Origin of the sequence: Streptomyces radiopugnans (genome assembly GCF_900110735.1) — a bacterium.
GTDB classification, from domain to species: domain Bacteria; phylum Actinomycetota; class Actinomycetes; order Streptomycetales; family Streptomycetaceae; genus Streptomyces; species Streptomyces radiopugnans.
This window is the reverse complement of the sequence record NZ_FOET01000001.1, coordinates 865,021-882,284: the sequence shown is the minus strand read 5'-3', so window position 1 is coordinate 882,284 and position 17,264 is coordinate 865,021. Positions and strand designations below refer to the sequence as shown.

The following is a 17,264-nucleotide window of genomic DNA, read 5'->3' as shown; positions in this document are numbered from 1 at the left end:
TGAGTGCTCCTCGTAGGTCCGATCTGGGCTCGCTCACCAGCCATTGTGTCAGGACCGGTTTCCGCCGCTCCCGGTGGTGGGGTCCTCTCCGCGGTCCAGGGCCTTCCACAGCTCCTCGGGGCGGTCCGGGTCGGGGGCGGCGCGACGGCCCCGGGCCGCTGCGGCGCCGTCCGCGCGCTCGTGGCGGCCCGACATCGCGGGCCAGCGGCTCCCGTGGCGCAGCGCCAGCAGCCCGGCGGCCAGCAGCGCCGCGCCGCCCAGGGCCGCGACGTAGGGCCACGGGCCGAAGGAGACGGCCTCGACCGCGCCCCGGGTCAGTCCGCTGGCCTCGGCCGCCTTCGCCTCCAGCGCGCTCCGGTCGCCCGCTCCCCCGAGGGCGGCGGCGACGGTGCCCGCGCCGCACAGGGCCAGCAGAGCGGCGACCAGCGTGCGGCCGGTGCGGCGCACGGCGAAGACGGCGACCAGCGCGGCCAGGCCGACCAGCGCCAGGGCGCTGGGCAGTCCGGTCACCTCGCCGCCCTCGACCCGGACCGGCACCTCGCCCCGGGCCAGGACCGCGGTGCCCTCGCCCCAGACCTGCCCGGCGGCCACGAGCACCGCGGCTGCGCCCAGCGCGCCGACGGTCAGCGCGGCGCCCAGCGCGCGCCGCGCCCCCGGGGCGGCGGGCACCTCGGGGGCCTCGGCCTCCCGGGAGGCGCCGGCCTCCCGGGACTCCGCGGAGCGGGGGGCGGGTTCGGGGGAGGAAGGGGGCGTGTGCGGGGAAATCACTCCACCACGCTACCGCCGAGCCGCCCGGCGGTGTGCACCGCCCTGAGCACCGCCGCGGCCTTGTTGCGGCACTCGGCGTCCTCCGCCGCCGGGTCGGAGTCGGCCACCACCCCGGCGCCCGCCTGGACGTACGCCGTCCCGTCGCGCAGCAGCGCGGTGCGGATGGCGATGGCGGTGTCGGCGTCTCCCGCGAAGTCCAGATAGCCCACGCAGCCGCCGTACAGACCGCGCCGGGTCGGCTCCAGTTCCTCGATGATCTGCATCGCGCGCGGCTTGGGCGCGCCGGAGAGCGTGCCGGCCGGGAAGCAGGCGGTGAGCGCGTCGAAGGCGGTGCGGTCCTTCGCCAGCCGCCCGGTGACCGTGGAGACGATGTGCATCACATGGCTGTAGCGCTCGACGGACATGAAGTCCACGACCTCGACGCTGCCGGGCTCGCAGACCCGGCCCAGGTCGTTGCGGCCCAGGTCGACGAGCATCAGGTGCTCGGCGCGCTCCTTGGGGTCGGCCAGCAGCTCCTCGGCCAGGGCCGCGTCCTCCTGCGGGGTCGCGCCGCGCGGGCGGGTCCCGGCGATGGGGTGCATCATCGCGTGCCCGTCCTCGACCTTCACCAGGGCCTCGGGGCTGGAGCCGACGACGTCGAAGCCGTCCAGGCGCAGCAGGTACATGTACGGGCTGGGGTTGGTGGCGCGCAGCACTCGGTAGACGTCCAGCGCGCTCGCCGGGCAGGGCGCCTGGAAGCGCTGCGAGGGCACCACCTGGAACGCCTCGCCCGCGCGGATGCGCTCCTTGACCACCTCCACGGCCTCCCGGTAGGCCGCCCCGCCCCACAGGGCCGTGTACTCGGGCAGCTCGGGCGCCGGCAGCGGGGCGGCCCTGGCGGGCGCGGGCCGGGCCAGGTCGGCGGCCATGGTGTCCAGGCGGCGCACGGCGTCGGCGTAGGCCTCGTCCACTCCGGTGTCGAGGTCGTTGTGGTTGATGGCGTTGGCGATCAGCAGCACCGTGCCGTCGCGGTGGTCGAGGACCGCGAGGTCGGAGGTGAGCATCATGGTCAGCTCGGGCAGCCCCAGATCGTCGCGGGTGCTGTCGCCGATGCGCTCCAGGCGCCGCACGATGTCGTAGCCGAGGTAGCCGACCATGCCGCCGGTGAAGGGCGGCAGGTCCGCGTCGCGGTGCAGGTCGCGCGGGGTGTGCAGGGCCTCGACTGTGGCGCGCAGGACGTCCAGCGGATCCCCGTCGGCGGGGACGCCGACCGGCGGGGCGCCCAGCCAGTGGGCCCTGCCGTCGCGGACGGTGAGCGTGGCGGAGGTGCGCACGCCGACGAAGGAGTAGCGCGACCAGGTGCGGCCGTTCTCCGCGGACTCCAGCAGGAAGGTCCCGGGGCGTTCGGCGGCGAGTTTGCGGTACAGCGCGATGGGGGTGTCGCCGTCGGCGAGCAGGCGCCGGGTGACCGGGATGACGCGGCGGTCCTTGGCGAGCGTGCGGAAGGTCTCCGGGCCGGGGCTGGCGGCCGGGACGGTGCCGGCGGGGCCCGCGGGGCCTGGGGCGTTCATGCCCGCTCCCCCTCTCCGCCGGCCGCGGGGCCGTCCAGGGGCAGCTCGCAGGCGTCGAAGCAGGTGCGGTCCCCGGTGTGGCAGGCGGCGCCCACCTGGTCGACCTTCACCAGCACGGTGTCGCCGTCGCAGTCCAGGGCCACGGACTTCACGTGCTGGACGTGCCCGGAGGTGTCGCCCTTGGCCCAGTACTCGCCGCGGCTGCGGCTCCAGTAGGTGCAGCGGCCGGTGGTGAGGGTGCGGTGCAGGGCCTCGTCGTCCATCCAGCCGAGCATCAGCACCTCACCGGTGTCGTACTGCTGGGCGATGGCGGGCACCAGGCCGTCGGCGTTGCGCTTGAGACGGGCGGCGACGGCGGGGTCGAGTGGGGATCGGGGCATGGGGTCATTGTGCCGCCGCCGCGGCGCGCACCGCGAACCCCGCCCGAGGGCCGGAACGGCCGCGGTCCGCCGGGCGCGCCGTCCTGCTGTGGCAATGCTGTGACGCACCCGGGATTTGGCATGTCCGTGCGGTACGGCATCCTTCCGGCATGAGCTATCCACCGCCGCCCAACGGCGCACACAACCCCGGCCCAGGCGGCGGTTTCGGTCCGCCGCAGGGCTTCGGTCCGCCCGAGCAGCCCGGTCCGCCCGCGGGCGGCTACGGCTACCCCGCCCCGGTGGGCCCTCCCGGGGCGCCCGGAGTCCCGGGAGGGCCCGGCGGGTACGGCTACCCCGGCTCGCCCGGCGGTCCCGGCGCGCCCGGCCCCTACCCGCCCCCGCCGGGCGGGGGCGGGGGCAACGGCGGGAAGGTCGCCGCGATCATCATCGCCGCGGTGCTCGTCGCCGGGCTGATCGTCGGAGGCGTGCTGCTGGCGGCCGACGGCGGGAGCGGTGAGGACCGGGCGGAGCCGACCGCCACTCCCAGCGCCCCGGCCTCCGCCGATCCCTCCACCGCCTCCCCGGAGCCGAGCGACGGGCCGGCGGACCCGCCCGCCACGGCCGTCCCCACGCCCGACGTGACGGCGATGCCCAGCGACCTCGTGCTGTACGTGGTGCTCGACCCGGGCACCTGCTTCGACCACCCGTCGCTGAGCAGCGACGTCACCGAGGTCGAGGAGCGGCCCTGCGACGGCCCCCACGACGGCGAGGTGATAGCCAACCAGACGATCACCGGTGACTTCGACACCCAGGCGGAGCTGCAGAAGGAGGTCATGTCGCTGTGCAAGGCGGACGTGGAGAAGCGGCTGGCCCGAATGCCGCAGGACAGGACCTACTACTACTACGCCATCTATCCGACGCTCCTGACGTACAACCGCGGTGAGGACCAGGTCACCTGCTCCCTGACGCTCAGCAACGAGGTGGACGGCCCGGAGCTGGACGCCCCGCTGCCGGGCTGACCCGGGCGCGGTGCGTGGCACGGGTCGGCACACGGTCGTAGGGTGGCCGTATGTCGACCCACGCCCGGCGCGAACGCCTTCTGCTGGCCGATCTGTTGGAAACCTACGGACCCGAGGCGCCCACCCTGTGCGAGGGGTGGCGGACCAGGGAGCTGGCGGCTCACGTCGTGGTGCGCGAGCGCCGCGCCGACGCCGCCGGCGGGATACTCATCAAGGCGCTGCAACCACGGCTGGAGCGTGTGCAGCAGGAGTTCGCGGCCAAGCCGTACGAGGAACTGATCCAGCTCATCCGCACCGGGCCGCCGCGGATGTCGCCCTTCTCCCTCAAGCAGGTCGACGAGGCGGCCAACACCGTGGAGTTCTTCGTCCACGGTGAGGACGTCCGGCGGGCCCGGCCGGACTGGACACCTCGTGAGATCGACCCGGTCCTCGCCGACGCCCTGTGGCGGCGGCTGGAGACCACCGCCCGCGCCTACGGCCGCCGGTGCCCGGTCGGCCTGGTGCTGCGCCGTCCCAACGGCCAGGTGGCGGTGGCCCGCAAGGGCACCCCGGTGGTCACCGTCACGGGCGAGCCCGGTGAGCTGCTGCTCTTCGTCTCCGGCCGGCAGGACGCGGCACGGGTGGAGCTGGAGGGCGACGAGAAGTCCGTGGCGCGCGTACGCGAGGCGAAGCTCGGCCTCTGACGCCCCGCGGCACGGCCCCGCCCCGCGCGCCCGCCTTCAAGCCGACGGCGAACGGCGCGGTGCGGCGGCCGTCCGCGTGCTTGGGTGTGCTTCGTGGAGACCACCCGAGTGCTGCCCGGACTGCACATGCTCGCCTTCGCCGTCGGCCAGGCCTACCTGTGGCACGACCCCGGTTCGCTGACCCTGGTGGACACCGGGACCGCCGGATCCGGGGCCGCCGTCGCCGAGGCCGTCCGGGAGCTGGGCCACGATCCGGGGGACATCGACCGCATCGTCCTGACCCACTTCCACGAGGACCACGCCGGCGGCGCCGCCGAGCTCGCGGAGCTGACCGGCGCGACCGTCATGGCGCACCGGCTGGACGCGCCGTTCGTCCGGGGCGAGGCGCCCGGTCCGCCGCCGGACTTCACCGGGGCGCCCGGCTGGGAGCGCGAGCTGTACGAGAACCTGCCCCCGCTGCCCGCGGCCCCACCGTGCCGCGTGGACCGCGAGCTGGAGGACGGCGAGGTGGTCGACTTCGGCGGCGGGGCCCGGGTGGTGGCCGCGCCGGGGCACACCGACGGCAGCATCGCGCTCCATCTGCCCGCGCACGGCGTGGTGTTCACGGGGGACACGATCGCGAACGTGGAGGGCCGCACCATCCTGGGGGTGTTCAACCTCGACCGTGCCCGCGCCCTGGAGTCGTTCCGCCGGCTGGCCGCCCTGGAGACGGAGACCGCCTGCTTCGGGCACGGCGACCCGATCGCCCGGGACGCGGGCGCGGCCCTGCGCAGGGCCGCGGAGGCCGCCGACCGTACCGGCGCCTGACGCCGGTACGGCGGGCCGGGCGGACGCGGCGGCCGGTCAGCGCACCGGGTGGCCGGCCTCGCGCAGGGCGTCCTTGACCTGCCCGATGCGCAGGTCTCCGAAGTGGAAGACGCTCGCGGCGAGCACCGCGTCCGCGCCCGCCTCCACCGCCGGGGCGAAGTCGGCGAGCTTCCCCGCTCCGCCGGAGGCGATGACGGGGATGGTGACGTGCTTGCGGACGGCGCCGACCATGGCGATGTCGTAGCCGTCCTTGGTGCCGTCGGCGTCCATGGAGTTGAGCAGGATCTCCCCGGCCCCCAGCTCGGCGGCCCGGTGCGCCCACTCCACCGCGTCGATACCGGTGCCGCGCCGGCCGCCGTGCGTGGTGACCTCGAAGCCGGACGGCGTCACCGTCCCCTCCGGGCAGCGGCGGGCGTCCACCGACAGCACCAGCACCTGGCTGCCGAAGCGCTCGGCGATCTCCCGGATCAGCTCCGGGCGGGCGATGGCCGCGGTGTTGACGCCCACCTTGTCGGCGCCCGCGCGCAGCAGCCTGTCCACGTCCTCGGTGGTGCGCACGCCGCCGCCCACCGTCAGCGGGATGAAGACCTGCTCGGCGGTGCGGCGCACCACGTCGTAGGTGGTCTCGCGGTCGCCGGAGGAGGCGGTGATGTCGAGGAAGGTCAGCTCGTCGGCGCCCTCCGCGTCGTACACCTTGGCCATCTCGACCGGATCGCCGGCGTCGCGCAGGTTCTGGAAGTTGACCCCCTTGACGACCCGGCCGCCGTCCACGTCCAGGCAGGGGATGACTCGTACGGCCAGGGACACTTAGGGGCGCTCCTTCGGGGTGCGGAAGGCTTCGATCTCCACCTCGACCAGCACGCGCGAGTCGACGAAGCCGGAGACGACCACGAGCGTCGCGACGGGGCGGACGGAGCCGAAGACCTCGCGGTGCGCGCGGCCCACGTCGTCCACGTCGCGCGCGTGGGTTATGTACATGCGGGTGCGCACGACGGACCGGACGTCCAGGCCGAACGGCTCCAGCGCCGCCACGGCGCGCTCGAAGGCGGTCCTGGCCTGGACGTACGGGTCGCCCTCGCCCTGGATCGTCCCGTCGACCAGGGGCATCGTGCCCGCGACGAGGATACGGTCGCCGATCTCGACGGCCCGGGCGAAGCCGATGGTCTCCTCCCAGGGGCTGTCGCTGCCGACGCGCCGGAGCCGCCGGCCGTCCCCGTCTGCTTCGCTCTCCCGTCCCACCGCCGCGGACTCCGTCATCGGGACACTGCCTCCAGGGCCTCTTCCAGGGTGAACGCCTTGGCGTAGAGGGCCTTGCCCACGATGGCTCCCTCGACGCCCTCGGGTACCAGGGTGGCGATCGCGCGCAGGTCGTCAAGGGAGGAGACGCCGCCGGAGGCGACGACCGGGCGGTCGGTGGCGGCGCAGACGTCCTTCAGCAGCTGGAGGTTGGGGCCCTTGAGGGTCCCGTCCTTGGCGATGTCGGTGACGACGTAGCGGGCGCAGCCCTCGGAGTTCAGGCGCTCCAGCGTCTCGTAGAGGTCGCCGCCGTCGCGGGTCCAGCCCCGCCCGCGCAGGGTGGTGCCGCGCACGTCGAGGCCGACGGCGATCTTCTCGCCGTGCTCGGCGATCACCTTGGCGACCCACTCGGGGCTCTCCAGGGCCGCGGTGCCCAGGTTCACCCGGGTGCAGCCGGTGGCCAGCGCGGCGGCCAGGGACGCGTCGTCGCGGATGCCGCCGGAGAGCTCGACCTTGATGTCCATGGTGCGGACGACCTCGGCGATCCGCTCGCGGTTGTCACCGGTGCCGAACGCGGCGTCGAGGTCCACCAGGTGCAGCCACTCCGCTCCCGCCCGCTGCCAGGCCAGGGCGGCCTCCAGCGGGTCGCCGTAGGAGGTCTCGGTGCCGGACTCGCCGTGGACGAGGCGGACGGCCTGCCCGTCGCGGACGTCGACGGCGGGGAGGAGTTCGAGACGGTGGGTGCTCATCAGCTGGCGGTCCTAAGGTCCTGGGGGTCGGTGGTGGCGGTGGGGCTAGAGGGTGCTGATCCAGTTGGTCAGGAGTTGCGCGCCGGCGTCGCCGGACTTCTCGGGGTGGAACTGGGTGGCCCACAGCGGGCCGTTCTCCACTGCGGCGACGAACCGCTCGCCGTGGGTGGCCCAGGTGACCTTGGGGGGCGCCATGGCGGGGTTGGCGGTCTCCAGCTCCCAGTCGTGCACGGCGTAGGAGTGCACGAAGTAGTAGCGGGCGTCGGCGGGCAGGCCCGCGAACAGCCTGGAGTCCCCGGGCGCCTCGACGGTGTTCCAGCCCATGTGCGGTACGACGTCCGCCCTGAGCGGGCCGACCGTGCCGGGCCACTCGTCCAGGCCCTCGGCCTCGACACCGTGCTCGATGCCCCGGCCGAACAGGATCTGCATGCCGACGCAGATGCCCATCACCGGGCGCCCGCCGGCGAGCCGGCGCTCGACGACCCAGTCGCCGCGGGCCTTGCGCAGACCCGTCATGCAGGCTGCGAAGGCGCCGACGCCGGGCACCAGCAGCCCGTCGGCGTTCATCGCGGTGTCGTAGTCGCGGGTGATCTCCACCTCCGCGCCGGCCCTGGCCAGGGCGCGCTCGGCGGAACGCACGTTGCCGAAGCCGTAGTCGAAGACGACGACCTTCTTCCTCTCCGTCATGACCACACCTCCAGGCGCAGGATTCCGGCGATCAGGGACAGGGCGGAGCCGATGCCGAGCAGGGCGACGACCCCCTTGGGCATCTGCTGCTTCCAGAAGGAGATGGCGCCGCCGAGGAGGAAGAGCCCCACGAAGAGCAGCAGGGTGGAGACACCGTTCACGGCCTTCCTCCGTGAGCTTCTCCGCCCGCGCGGCACAGCACGGGCACCGTCACCGACAGCGGCCCGGCGGCCGCGCGCGCGACGCTCACAGCGTCCCTTCCGTGAGCTTCTCCGCCCGCGCGGCACGACACGGGCACCGTCACCGACAGCGGCCCGGCAGCCGCGCGCGCGACGCTCACAGGGCGCCCTTGGTGGAGGGGATGCCCGTCTGGCGCGGGTCGATCTCGCTGGCGTAGCGCAGCGCGCGGGCCAGCGCCTTGAACTGGCACTCCACGATGTGGTGCGCGTTGCGCCCGTAGGGGACGTGGACGTGCAGGGCGATCTGCGCCTGGGCGACGAAGGACTCCAGGATGTGCCGGGTCATCGTGGTGTCGTAGCTGCCGATCATCGGCGCCATGTTCTCCGGCTCGCTGTGCACCAGGTACGGCCGCCCCGACAGGTCCACGGTCACCTGGGCGAGGGACTCGTCCAGCGGCACCGAGGCGTTGGCGAAGCGGACGATGCCGCGCTTGTCGCCCAGCGCCTGCCGGAAGGCGGCGCCGAGCGCCAGCGAGCTGTCCTCGATGGTGTGGTGGCTGTCGATGTGCAGGTCGCCCTCGGTCTTGACCGTGAGGTCGAACAGCCCGTGGCGGCCGAGCTGGTCGAGCATGTGGTCGTAGAAGCCGACCCCGGTCGACACGTCGACCTTTCCGGTGCCGTCGAGGTCGATCTCGACGACGACGGAGGTCTCCTTGGTGGTGCGCTCGACGCGACCCACACGGCTCATCGGTTGTTCTCCTTCAGTACTGCGCGTACCGCGTCGAGGAACGCGTCGTTCTCGGCCGGGGTGCCGGCGGTGACCCGCAGCCGGCCCGGCACTCCGTTGTCCCGGACCAGCACGCCCCGCTCCAGCAGCGCCTGCCACACCGCGTGGGCGCCGCCGGGGCCGTCGAAGTTCCCGAACTGCACGAAGTTGGCGTCGGACTCGGTGACCTCGCAGCCCATCGCCCGCAGTTCGGTCACCAGCCGGTCCCGCTCCTCCTTGAGCTGCCGGACATAGCCGAGGAGGGTGTCGGTGTGCTCCAGCGCGGCGAGCGCGGTGGCCTGGGTGACGGCGGACAGGTGGTAGGGCAGGCGCACCAGCTGGACGGCGTCGACGACGGCCGGGTGGGCGGCGAGGTAGCCCAGCCGCAGTCCGGCGGCGCCGAACGCCTTGGACATGGTGCGCGAGACCACCAGGTTCGGGCGGCCGTCGATCAGCGGCAGCAGCGAGGGCCGGTGGCTGAACTCGCCGTACGCCTCGTCGACGATCACCATGGCGGGCCGGGCGGCCTGGGCGGCGGCGTACAGGGCCAGCACGGTGTCGGCGTCGACGGCCGTGCCGGTGGGGTTGTTGGGCGAGCAGACGAAGACCACGTGCGGCCGGCGCTCGGCGATGACCGCCTTGGCCGCCTCCACGTCGATGGTGAAGTCGTCGTTGCGCGGCCCGGAGATCCAGCCGGTGCCGGTGCCGCGGGCGATCAGGGCGTGCATCGAGTACGAGGGCTCGAAGCCGATCGCGGTGCGCCCCGGGCCGCCGAACGCCTGGAGGAGCTGCTGGAGCACCTCGTTGGAGCCGTTGGCGGCCCAGACGTTCTCCGCGGTGACCTCGTGCCCGGCGGTGCGGGTGAGGTAGCGGGCCAGCTCGCCGCGCAGCTCCACCGCGTCGCGGTCGGGGTAGCGGTTGAGGTTCCGGGCGGCCTCGGTGACGCGCTCGGCGATGCGGGCCACCAGCGCCTCGGGCAGCGGGTGGGGGTTCTCGTTGGTGTTCAGCCGTACGGGCACGTCCAGCTGCGGCGCCCCGTAGGGGGACTTGCCGCGCAGTTCGTCCCGGATGGGCAGGTCGTCGATTCCGGTCACTTCCCCGGGGGCACCTTCCAGTCGAACCTCGCCTTGAGGGCCGCCCCGTGTGCGGGCAGGTCCTCGGCCTCCGCCAGGGTGACCACGTGGTGGGCCACGTCGGCCAGCGCGTCGCGGGTGTAGTCCACGACGTGGATGCCGCGCAGGAAGGACTGCACGGACAGCCCGGAGGAGTGGCAGGCGCAGCCGCCGGTGGGCAGCACGTGGTTGGAGCCGGCGCAGTAGTCGCCCAGCGAGACCGGGGCCCAGGGGCCGACGAAGACCGCGCCCGCGTTGCGGACCCGGGCGGCGACCTCGGCGGCGTTCTCGGTCTGGATCTCCAGGTGCTCGGCGGCGTAGGCGTCCACCACCGCCAGGCCCTGGTCCAGGTCGTCCACCAGGATGGTGCCGGACTGCCGTCCGGCCAGCGCCTCGGCGATGCGCTCGGCGTGCTTGGTGGAGGCCACCTGGGAGGTCAGCTCGGAGTCGACGGCGTCGGCCAGCGCCTCGGAGGGGGTGACCAGGACGGCGGCGGCCAGGGTGTCGTGCTCGGCCTGGCTGATCAGGTCGGCGGCGACGTGGCGGGCGTCGGCGGTGTCGTCGGCGAGGATGGCGATCTCGGTGGGGCCGGCCTCGGAGTCGATGCCGATGCGGCCCTTGAGCAGGCGCTTGGCCGCGGCGACCCAGATGTTGCCGGGGCCGGTGACCAGCTGGACGGGCGCGCACTCCTCGGTGCCGTAGGCGAACATGGCGACGGCCTGTGCGCCGCCGGCGGCGTACACCTCGTCGACGCCCAGCAGCGCGCAGGCGGCCAGGATCGTGGGGTGCGGCAGCCCCGCCGCCCAGTGTCCGGGGACGCCCTTCTGCGGCGGCGAGGCGACGGCCAGCGAGCCGACCTCGGCCTCCTGCGCGGGCACGACGTTCATCACCACGGACGACGGGTAGACCGCCCGTCCGCCCGGCACGTACAGACCCACCCGCTCGACCGGCACCCACCGCTCGGTGACGGTGCCGCCGGGGACGACGCGGACGGTGGAGTCGGTGCGCCGCTGGTCGCGGTGGACGATCCGGGCGCGGCGGATGGACTCCTCCAGCGCCGCCCGCACCGCCGGGTCGAGGTCGGCCAGGGCCTTGTCCAGGGCCTCGGCCGGGACCCGTACGCGCTCCAGCCGCACGCCGTCGAAGCGCTCGTTGTACTCGATCACCGCAGCCGTGCCGCGATGGTGCACCGCGTCGCAGATCGGCCGCACCTTCTCCAGGGCGGCCTCGACGTCGAGTTCGGCTCGGGGCAGCAGCTCCCGCTCGACCCCGTCGGCGGCGAGGTCGCGTCCGCGCAGGTCGAGTCGGGTCATGGATACGGATCGAAGCACGTGTCCCAGTGTCTCAGACGCGATCCGGTGCCCGGCGCTCCGTATCAGTGCGTGATACGCGGTACGGGTGGGCTCCGAGGGGGCATTCAGATGTCAGTGCTGACCGATAGCGTTGTGATCGTCACGCAGTGCCATCTGTGACTTGGGGGACACGTCGTGAGTGAGGTTCCGAACAACGGGGATCCGCCGCCCGGGATCCGGCTGACCACCGCGGAGTGGGGCATGTGGCAGGCCTTCCGCAACGGCAGCGAGCACGATCTGCGCTCGGGCGAGGCGGAGCTGGACGACCCGAACGGCGACCACGAGTGGGGGCCGCAGCGCACGGTGCGGGCCCGCGTCGTCGCCCTGCTCCTGCTGCACGGCCCGCCGCCGCTGCTCGGGCGTGTCGCGTCCCTGCAGCTGACCGGTGTGTACATAACGGGGCGACTGGACCTGTCCGGCGGGACGGTCGAGCCGTACTTCGAGTTCCGGCAGTGCCGCTTCGAGCAGGAGGTGCTGCTGCACGAGTGCCGGCTGGTGACCGCCCGCATGATCGACTGCCACATACCCCGGCTGGAGGCCGCCCGGATGAGCACCGAGGGCGATCTCCACCTGCCGCGCTGCACCATCCCCGGCGGCGTCCGGCTCACCGACGCCTCCATAGGCACGGACCTGATGCTCAACGAGATGACGGTCGGCCGCGGGGAGCGGGTGCGGTCGCTGTCCGCCGACGGGATCCAGGTCGCCCAGGACCTCCAGGCCAGCCTGATGCTCGCCCAGGGGGAGGTGAGCCTGCGCGGCGCGGAGATCGGCGGCTCGCTGTTCATGTACGGCAGCGTCCTGCGCGGCTGCAACGGGCAGTACGCGCTGTACGCGCCGCAGATGACGGTGGAGCACTTCGCCCACTTCGCCTCCTCCGGCCCGCGCCAGCTGCCGGTCGTCCACGGCACGACCCCGCCGGGCGGCACATCCTGGCCGCCTCCGGACGAGCACAGCCACATGGTGCGGCGCGTCAAGCGCTTCGAGTGCACCGGCGGGGTGAAGCTGGACGACGGGAGGTTCGGGGACTCGCTGGTGCTGGACGACGCGCGCTTCAACCTCCAGCGCGACCAGGAGCTGTCGCTGCGCCGCGTCCAGACCCCGGAGCTGTGCTTCACGCCCGAGCGGCCGGGCGGCGGCCGGGTGGTGCTCGCCGGAGCGACGGTGGACAACCTGGTGGACAGGGTGGAGAGCTGGCCGGTGGACGAGGGGCTGTGGATGGCCGGGTTCACCTACCAGAACCTGATCCCGCGCGGCCCGTTCACCCTCGCCCAGCGGCTGAGGTGGCTGGAGACGGCGACGCCGGAGTACGCCCCGGAGCCGTACGAGCAGCTCGCGGCGGTGATGCGCAACAGCGGGGAGGACGCGGACGCGCGCGCGGTGCTGCTGGCCAAGCAGCGCCGGCGCCGCGAGACGCTGCCGCTGGCCGCCAAGCTGTGGGGTTATCTGCAGGACTGGACGGTCGCCTACGGCTACCGGCCGGGCCAGGCCGCCCTGTGGATGGCGGTGCTGTGGGCCTCGGGCGCGGTGCTGTTCGCCCGGCAGCCGCCGGACCCGCTCAAACCGGGGGAGTCGCCGCACTGGAACGCCCCGCTGTACGTCCTGGACCTGCTGCTGCCGGTGATCGACCTGGGCCAGGACAGCCGCTGGAAGCCCGCGGGGGCCTACCAGTGGACGGCCGCGGCGCTGATCATGCTCGGCTGGGTGCTGGCCACCACGGTCGCGGCCGGGGCCACCCGGCTGCTGAGGCGCCAGTGAGCGTGCCCGGCGGGCGGATGCGGCGGGCCCGCGCGGCGGGCGGGTGGCGGGTGACGGGGGTGTCCTGCCGCGGAGAGGCCTTAGGCTGCGGCTGTGACCACCACGCGCCTACCGATCTTCCCCCTCAACACCGTGCTGTTCCCGGGGCTGGTGCTGCCGCTGAACGTCTTCGAGCAGCGGTACCGCGCCCTGATGCGCGACCTGCTGGAGATTCCCGAGGACGCACCGCGCCGCTTCGGGGTGGTCGCCATCAGGGACGGCCGCGAGGTCGCCCCCACCGCGGCCGGGATGCCGGATCCCACGGCACAGGCCGCCGCCGGGCCGGCCGCGGGCTTCGGTCCCGATCCGATGCGTGCCTTCCACACGGTGGGCTGCGTCGCCGACGCCACGTCCATCCGTGAGCGCTCCGGCGGCGGTGAGGAGGGCGACGGGGACGGCGGCGGAGACGGTGAGGACGGCGGGACCGGGGGCGGCTACGAGGTGCTCGCCACCGGCACCACCCGCTTCCGGCTGCTGTCCGTCGACGCCTCCGGGCCGTATCTGGTCGGCGAGGTCGAGGAACTTGCGGAGGACGGCGGCGAGGGGGCGGGTGCGCTCGCCTCCGGAGTGCTGCGGGCCTTCCGCGCCTACCAGAAGCAGCTCGCCGGCGCACGGGAGAGGACCCTGGCGGGCGGGCAGGAGCTGCCGGACGAGCCGTCGGTGGTGTCGTATCTGGTGGCCGCCGCCACCGTCCTGGACACCCCGGCCAAGCAGCGGCTCCTGCAGGCTCCGGACACCGCCACCCGGCTGGCCGAGGAGCTGAGGATCCTCAGGCGCGAGACGGCGCTGATCGGCAGGCTCCCGTCCGTTCCCGCGGCGGACCTGACCCGCGTGCCGACCAGCCCGAACTGACACCCTCCGGAAACCGGCGCACCGCAGCCGGGGAACGGCGACCGCACACCAGCACCGACCGACGCGAGGCACGGCGAACATGGCCAGGAAGAAGCAGAAGGCGGGTTCCGGAGGCACCCCGGCGACGGTGGCCGCCACGAAGGCCGGCGTGGACTTCACCCTCCACTCCTACGAGCACGACCCGGCCGCACCCTCCTACGGGGAGGAGGCCGCCGAGGCGCTCGGGCTCGACCCGGGGCAGGTGTTCAAGACGCTCGTCGCGGACGTCGACGGCGCGCTGACCGTCGCGGTCGTCCCCGTCTCCGGCTCGCTGGACCTCAAGGCGCTGGCGGCGGCGGCCGGCGGCAAGCGGGCCGCGATGGCGGACCCGGCCGCGGCCGAGCGCGCCACCGGCTACGTGCGCGGCGGGATCTCCCCGCTGGGACAGCGCAAGGCGCTGCCGACGGTGGTGGACGCCTCGGCCGAGGGGCACGCCACCGTCTGCGTCTCGGCCGGGCGCCGGGGGCTGGAGATCGAACTGGCCCCCGCCGACCTGGTCAAGCTCACCGGCGCGGTGACGGCGCCGATCGCCCGCCCCCGGTAGCCGCTCCCGCTCCCGGCCGCAGCGGCTGCCGGAAGCGGGCAAAGGAGCGGCCGCCGGCGGGGCTCACGCCCCCGGCCGGTCCTCCGCGCCGCCCTGCGGCGGGCCCCACCCGGGGTGGAGCGGGTGCGCGGGCTCCGGGTCCCGGGGGCCGAACAGGGACGTGAGCGCCAGGTGGACACCCAGCGCGGCCAGCGGCCACGCCAGCAGCGCCCCCTTGGCGTGGAGCTCCAGCGGGGCGTCGAAGACCCTGCCCTCGCCCACGGCCCTGGCCTGGGCGGCCACGTCCTGCTCCGGGCCGAGCTGCACGCCCAGCCACCAGGCCAGCAGCGAGCCGGCCAGCGCGCCGGCCGCCAGGCCGATCACCACGCCGACGCCGCCGCGGCGCCGCGCGAGGAAGACAGCGGCCCCGCTCAGCGCGCCGGCGCCCAGGGCCAGCAGGACGAACGTGCCGTCGGCGCCGATCGTCTCCTCGCCCTCGGAGTCCTTGAGGTAGACGGCCGTGCCGTCGGAGATCAGCGGAACCCTGGGGGCCAGCCACAGCCACAGCAGCCCGAGCGCCACGCCCAGGACCGCCACGGCCGCCGCCACCACCGCGGCCTCGAGGGCCTCCCGGCCGGCCGAGGCACGGGCGTACCCCTCCTCAGCGGGGTCCTTGCCGTGCGGGGCGCTCCCCCACGGGTCGTAGGACGGGGCCGACCGGGACGGGCCGTGGTTCGGGGAGGGAGGCGTCGGTGCGGTCACCCTGCCATCGTGCCAGGTCCGGCCCCGGGCCCGCCCGGCGGTACCGCACTCGGCGGCCACCCGCCCGGAGCGGCGGCCGGGCATCGGGGCGCCGCGGGAGGACGGCGGCGGCCGGCGGCGGTGGTCAGCGCACCGCCGCCCGGCGGTACGCCCAGGCCGCGGCTGCCAGCGCCACGGCCCCGACCGCCGCGCACACCCCGAGGTCGAGGGCCACCCGGTCCCAGTACGGCCGGGGCCCGAGGACGGCGGCCAGCGCCTCCACGCCGTATGTCGAGGGCAGCAGGTCCCGCAGCAGCCGGACCGGTTCCGGCAGGCCCCCGGCCGGCAGCACACCCAGCAGCAGGGCCGCGGACATGCCCAACTGCCCGCAGAGCGTGGCCAGTTCCTGGCGCGGCGCGAGCAGGCCGAGGGCCGCGCCGAGTCCGGCGAGCGCCGCGCCGGCCAGCGGCACCACCGCCGCCAGGAGCCACAGGCCGTCCAGCGGAAGCCCGTAGAGCAGGCAGCCGGTCACCGCGGTGACCGCCGTTCCGGGCACCGTGAAGGAGGCGTACGCGCCCGCCGTGCCCAGCACCACCGCGGCGGGCGGCACCGGCAGGGTGGCGTAGTGGTCCAGGCCCCCGGAGGCGCGCAGCTGGCCGAAGTACTGGGCGAGGAGGTTGAGCGCGACGAAGGCGACCACCAGCACGCTGGAGCCGGCCACCACCGCCCGTGCCTCCTCCCCGGGGCCGCCGTCGACGACCCCGCGCATCAGGACCATGATCCCGACCGACTGGAAGGTCGCCACGAACAGCAGCGGGATGCGGGCCACCCGTGCCCGGGAGAGCTGCGCCCGGTAGACGGCGCCCAGGGCGGGCCACAGCCGCGCGCCCGGAGCGAGCGGAGCGGCACCCGTCTCCTGCGCCTCCTCGCCGGCTCCCGCGGCCTCGGCTGCTCCGACGGCCTCCGCGGTCTCCTGCCGGGTCCTCGCCACGGCCGTGCTCACACCTTCACCAGACCTTCCGTGTGTCCTCCCAGCGCCAGGTAGACGTCCTCCAGGCTCGGCATGGCGAGGGTGAAGTCGTCCAGCGCGGCGAACGCCGGGCCGCCGGTGACGGCGGCGACCGCCGCACGCGCCTCCTCCGGGGGCAGCCGCAGCGTCCAGCGGCGGCCCGTCTCCGCGGCGTCCGGGCGCAGCGCGGCGACCTCGGGAACCTCCAGCGGCGGCCGGTCGCGCCACACCAGCTCCAGCCGTACGTCCTCGCCGACCATGGCCTTCAGGCCGGCGGGGGTGCCGCAGGCGACCGCCCGGCCGCGGTCCATCACCGCGACCCGGTCCAGGACCAGCTCGGCCTCGATGACGTTGTGGGTCACCAGGATGACCGTGGCCCCGCGCTCGGCCCGCCGCCGGTCGACCGCCGCCCACACCGCGCGCCGCGCGACGGGGTCCATGCCGGCCGTCGGCTCGTCCAGCACCAGCAGGGGCCGCTCCCCCACCAGCGCCGCCGCCACACAGGCCAGCCGCCGCTGGCCGCCGGAGAGCCGTTTCAGGGGGCGTGAGGCGATCGCGCCGAGCCCCAGTTCCTCCAGGACCTCGCCGCTCTCGCGGCGCGCGGCCGCCGCGTCCAGGCCGCGCAGCCGCCCGGTGGTCTCGGCGGCCAGCGCCACGGTCAGCTCGTCCAGCGCGGTGGACTCCTGGCCGAGGTAGGCCAGCAGCCGCGCGGCCCTCCGCGGATGGCGGACCAGGTCGTGGCCGAGGACGTCGACGCGCCCGGAGTCGGGGCGCAGCAGCCCGGTGAGCTGGCGCACCAGGGTGGTCTTCCCGGCACCGTTCGGGCCGAGCAGGCCGAAGACCTCGCCGTGCCGGACGGTCAGGCTGACGCCGTCGCTGGCCCGTACGGCGGGGGTGGCCGGGGCGCCGCGGCGGCCGCGCCGGGCGGGGTAGGTCTTGACCAGGTCATGGACGCGTACGGCGGCCGGCTCCGGCATCTCCACGCCGTCCACCGCGTCGCCCACCGCCTGCCGAGTGCCCGTGCTCACGAGCTACGAGG

General features: G+C 74.7%; 20 protein-coding genes. 6 read left to right on the top strand and 14 right to left on the bottom strand.

What is annotated here, in order from left to right; genetic code table 11:
• Nucleotides 1-48 precede the first annotated feature (48 nt).
• The 3 genes from BMY40_RS03855 to hisI are packed head-to-tail and all read right to left on the bottom strand — an operon-like array spanning nt 49 to nt 2,698.
• Nucleotides 49-768: a TIGR02234 family membrane protein gene (locus tag BMY40_RS03855; protein WP_425443066.1), complete on the bottom strand. Its 720-nt coding sequence runs from the start codon at nt 766-768 to the stop codon at nt 49-51.
• Entirely contained in the window at nt 765-2,318 is a 1,554-nt protein-coding gene (locus tag BMY40_RS03850) for an anthranilate synthase component I (RefSeq protein WP_093655270.1), read from the bottom strand. The genes BMY40_RS03855 and BMY40_RS03850 overlap by 4 nt, the downstream gene beginning before the upstream one ends.
• Nucleotides 2,315-2,698 carry a phosphoribosyl-AMP cyclohydrolase gene (gene hisI / locus BMY40_RS03845; RefSeq protein WP_093655268.1) on the bottom strand — a complete coding sequence of 128 codons (384 nt, stop codon included), beginning with the start codon at nt 2,696-2,698 and terminating at the stop codon, nt 2,315-2,317. Before hisI ends, BMY40_RS03850 begins: the two co-directional genes overlap by 4 nt.
• A 149-nt stretch (nt 2,699-2,847) precedes the next feature.
• On the opposite strand from hisI, the gene BMY40_RS27905 reads away from it, so the two are divergent.
• The 3 genes from BMY40_RS27905 to BMY40_RS03830 all read left to right on the top strand — a co-directional run bounded on the left by BMY40_RS27905 (nt 2,848) and on the right by BMY40_RS03830 (nt 5,186).
• A complete protein-coding gene (locus tag BMY40_RS27905; RefSeq protein ID WP_177213857.1) occupies nt 2,848-3,696 on the top strand; it encodes a hypothetical protein in 849 nt (282 codons plus the stop codon).
• 50 nt (nt 3,697-3,746) lie between these two features.
• Nucleotides 3,747-4,379: a TIGR03085 family metal-binding protein gene (locus BMY40_RS03835; RefSeq protein ID WP_093655267.1), complete on the top strand. Its 633-nt coding sequence runs from the start codon at nt 3,747-3,749 to the stop codon at nt 4,377-4,379.
• Nucleotides 4,380-4,472: 93 nt separating this feature from the next.
• Nucleotides 4,473-5,186 carry an MBL fold metallo-hydrolase gene (locus tag BMY40_RS03830; RefSeq protein WP_177213856.1) on the top strand — a complete coding sequence of 238 codons (714 nt, stop codon included), beginning with the start codon at nt 4,473-4,475 and terminating at the stop codon, nt 5,184-5,186.
• Nucleotides 5,187-5,222: 36 nt separating this feature from the next.
• Here BMY40_RS03830 and hisF read toward each other — a convergent pair whose 3' ends face one another.
• The 8 genes from hisF to hisD all read right to left on the bottom strand — a co-directional run bounded on the left by hisF (nt 5,223) and on the right by hisD (nt 11,228).
• The gene (gene hisF, locus BMY40_RS03825; RefSeq protein WP_093655265.1) at nt 5,223-5,993 is read right to left on the bottom strand and encodes an imidazole glycerol phosphate synthase subunit HisF; all 771 of its coding nucleotides are present in this window, start codon (nt 5,991-5,993) and stop codon (nt 5,223-5,225) included.
• Nucleotides 5,994-6,443, bottom strand: a complete 450-nt coding sequence (locus BMY40_RS03820; RefSeq protein ID WP_093655263.1) for a RidA family protein — start codon at nt 6,441-6,443, stop codon at nt 5,994-5,996.
• Nucleotides 6,440-7,171 (bottom strand): bifunctional 1-(5-phosphoribosyl)-5-((5-phosphoribosylamino)methylideneamino)imidazole-4-carboxamide isomerase/phosphoribosylanthranilate isomerase PriA, encoded by a 732-nt coding sequence (priA, locus tag BMY40_RS03815; protein WP_093655261.1) that lies wholly within the window; start codon nt 7,169-7,171, stop codon nt 6,440-6,442. Before priA ends, BMY40_RS03820 begins: the two co-directional genes overlap by 4 nt.
• Nucleotides 7,172-7,216: 45 nt before the next feature.
• Nucleotides 7,217-7,858, bottom strand: coding sequence for an imidazole glycerol phosphate synthase subunit HisH (hisH, locus tag BMY40_RS03810; protein WP_093655259.1), 642 nt, complete (start codon nt 7,856-7,858; stop codon nt 7,217-7,219).
• A complete protein-coding gene (locus tag BMY40_RS27900; protein ID WP_177213854.1) occupies nt 7,855-8,019 on the bottom strand; it encodes a hypothetical protein in 165 nt (54 codons plus the stop codon). Before BMY40_RS27900 ends, hisH begins: the two co-directional genes overlap by 4 nt.
• Before the next feature lie 175 nt (nt 8,020-8,194).
• Nucleotides 8,195-8,785: an imidazoleglycerol-phosphate dehydratase HisB gene (hisB, locus tag BMY40_RS03805; protein ID WP_093655257.1), complete on the bottom strand. Its 591-nt coding sequence runs from the start codon at nt 8,783-8,785 to the stop codon at nt 8,195-8,197.
• On the bottom strand, nt 8,782-9,897 hold the full coding sequence (locus BMY40_RS03800) for a histidinol-phosphate transaminase (protein WP_093655255.1): 1,116 nt from the start codon (nt 9,895-9,897) through the stop codon (nt 8,782-8,784). The genes hisB and BMY40_RS03800 overlap by 4 nt, the downstream gene beginning before the upstream one ends.
• Nucleotides 9,894-11,228, bottom strand: a complete 1,335-nt coding sequence (hisD, locus tag BMY40_RS03795; RefSeq protein WP_093655253.1) for a histidinol dehydrogenase — start codon at nt 11,226-11,228, stop codon at nt 9,894-9,896. Before hisD ends, BMY40_RS03800 begins: the two co-directional genes overlap by 4 nt.
• Nucleotides 11,229-11,402: 174 nt before the next feature.
• Between hisD and BMY40_RS03790 the strand changes: the two genes are divergently transcribed.
• From BMY40_RS03790 to ybaK, 3 genes are all read left to right on the top strand, one after another.
• Nucleotides 11,403-13,022, top strand: a complete 1,620-nt coding sequence (locus tag BMY40_RS03790; protein WP_093655251.1) for an oxidoreductase — start codon at nt 11,403-11,405, stop codon at nt 13,020-13,022.
• A 93-nt stretch (nt 13,023-13,115) separates the two neighbouring features.
• Nucleotides 13,116-13,913, top strand: a complete 798-nt coding sequence (locus tag BMY40_RS03785) for an LON peptidase substrate-binding domain-containing protein (protein WP_093655249.1) — start codon at nt 13,116-13,118, stop codon at nt 13,911-13,913.
• Between the two features lie 79 nt (nt 13,914-13,992).
• Nucleotides 13,993-14,496 carry a Cys-tRNA(Pro) deacylase gene (gene ybaK / locus BMY40_RS03780; protein ID WP_093655247.1) on the top strand — a complete coding sequence of 168 codons (504 nt, stop codon included), beginning with the start codon at nt 13,993-13,995 and terminating at the stop codon, nt 14,494-14,496.
• A gap of 63 nt (nt 14,497-14,559) precedes the next feature.
• Here ybaK and BMY40_RS03775 read toward each other — a convergent pair whose 3' ends face one another.
• The 3 genes from BMY40_RS03775 to BMY40_RS03765 all read right to left on the bottom strand — a co-directional run bounded on the left by BMY40_RS03775 (nt 14,560) and on the right by BMY40_RS03765 (nt 17,253).
• Entirely contained in the window at nt 14,560-15,237 is a 678-nt protein-coding gene (locus tag BMY40_RS03775) for a DUF2567 domain-containing protein (protein WP_177213853.1), read from the bottom strand.
• Between the two features lie 124 nt (nt 15,238-15,361).
• Nucleotides 15,362-16,207 carry an ABC transporter permease gene (locus BMY40_RS03770; RefSeq protein ID WP_093655791.1) on the bottom strand — a complete coding sequence of 282 codons (846 nt, stop codon included), beginning with the start codon at nt 16,205-16,207 and terminating at the stop codon, nt 15,362-15,364.
• A gap of 8 nt (nt 16,208-16,215) precedes the next feature.
• The gene (locus tag BMY40_RS03765; protein WP_412698413.1) at nt 16,216-17,253 is read right to left on the bottom strand and encodes an ABC transporter ATP-binding protein; all 1,038 of its coding nucleotides are present in this window, start codon (nt 17,251-17,253) and stop codon (nt 16,216-16,218) included.
• Nucleotides 17,254-17,264: the final 11 nt, after the last annotated feature.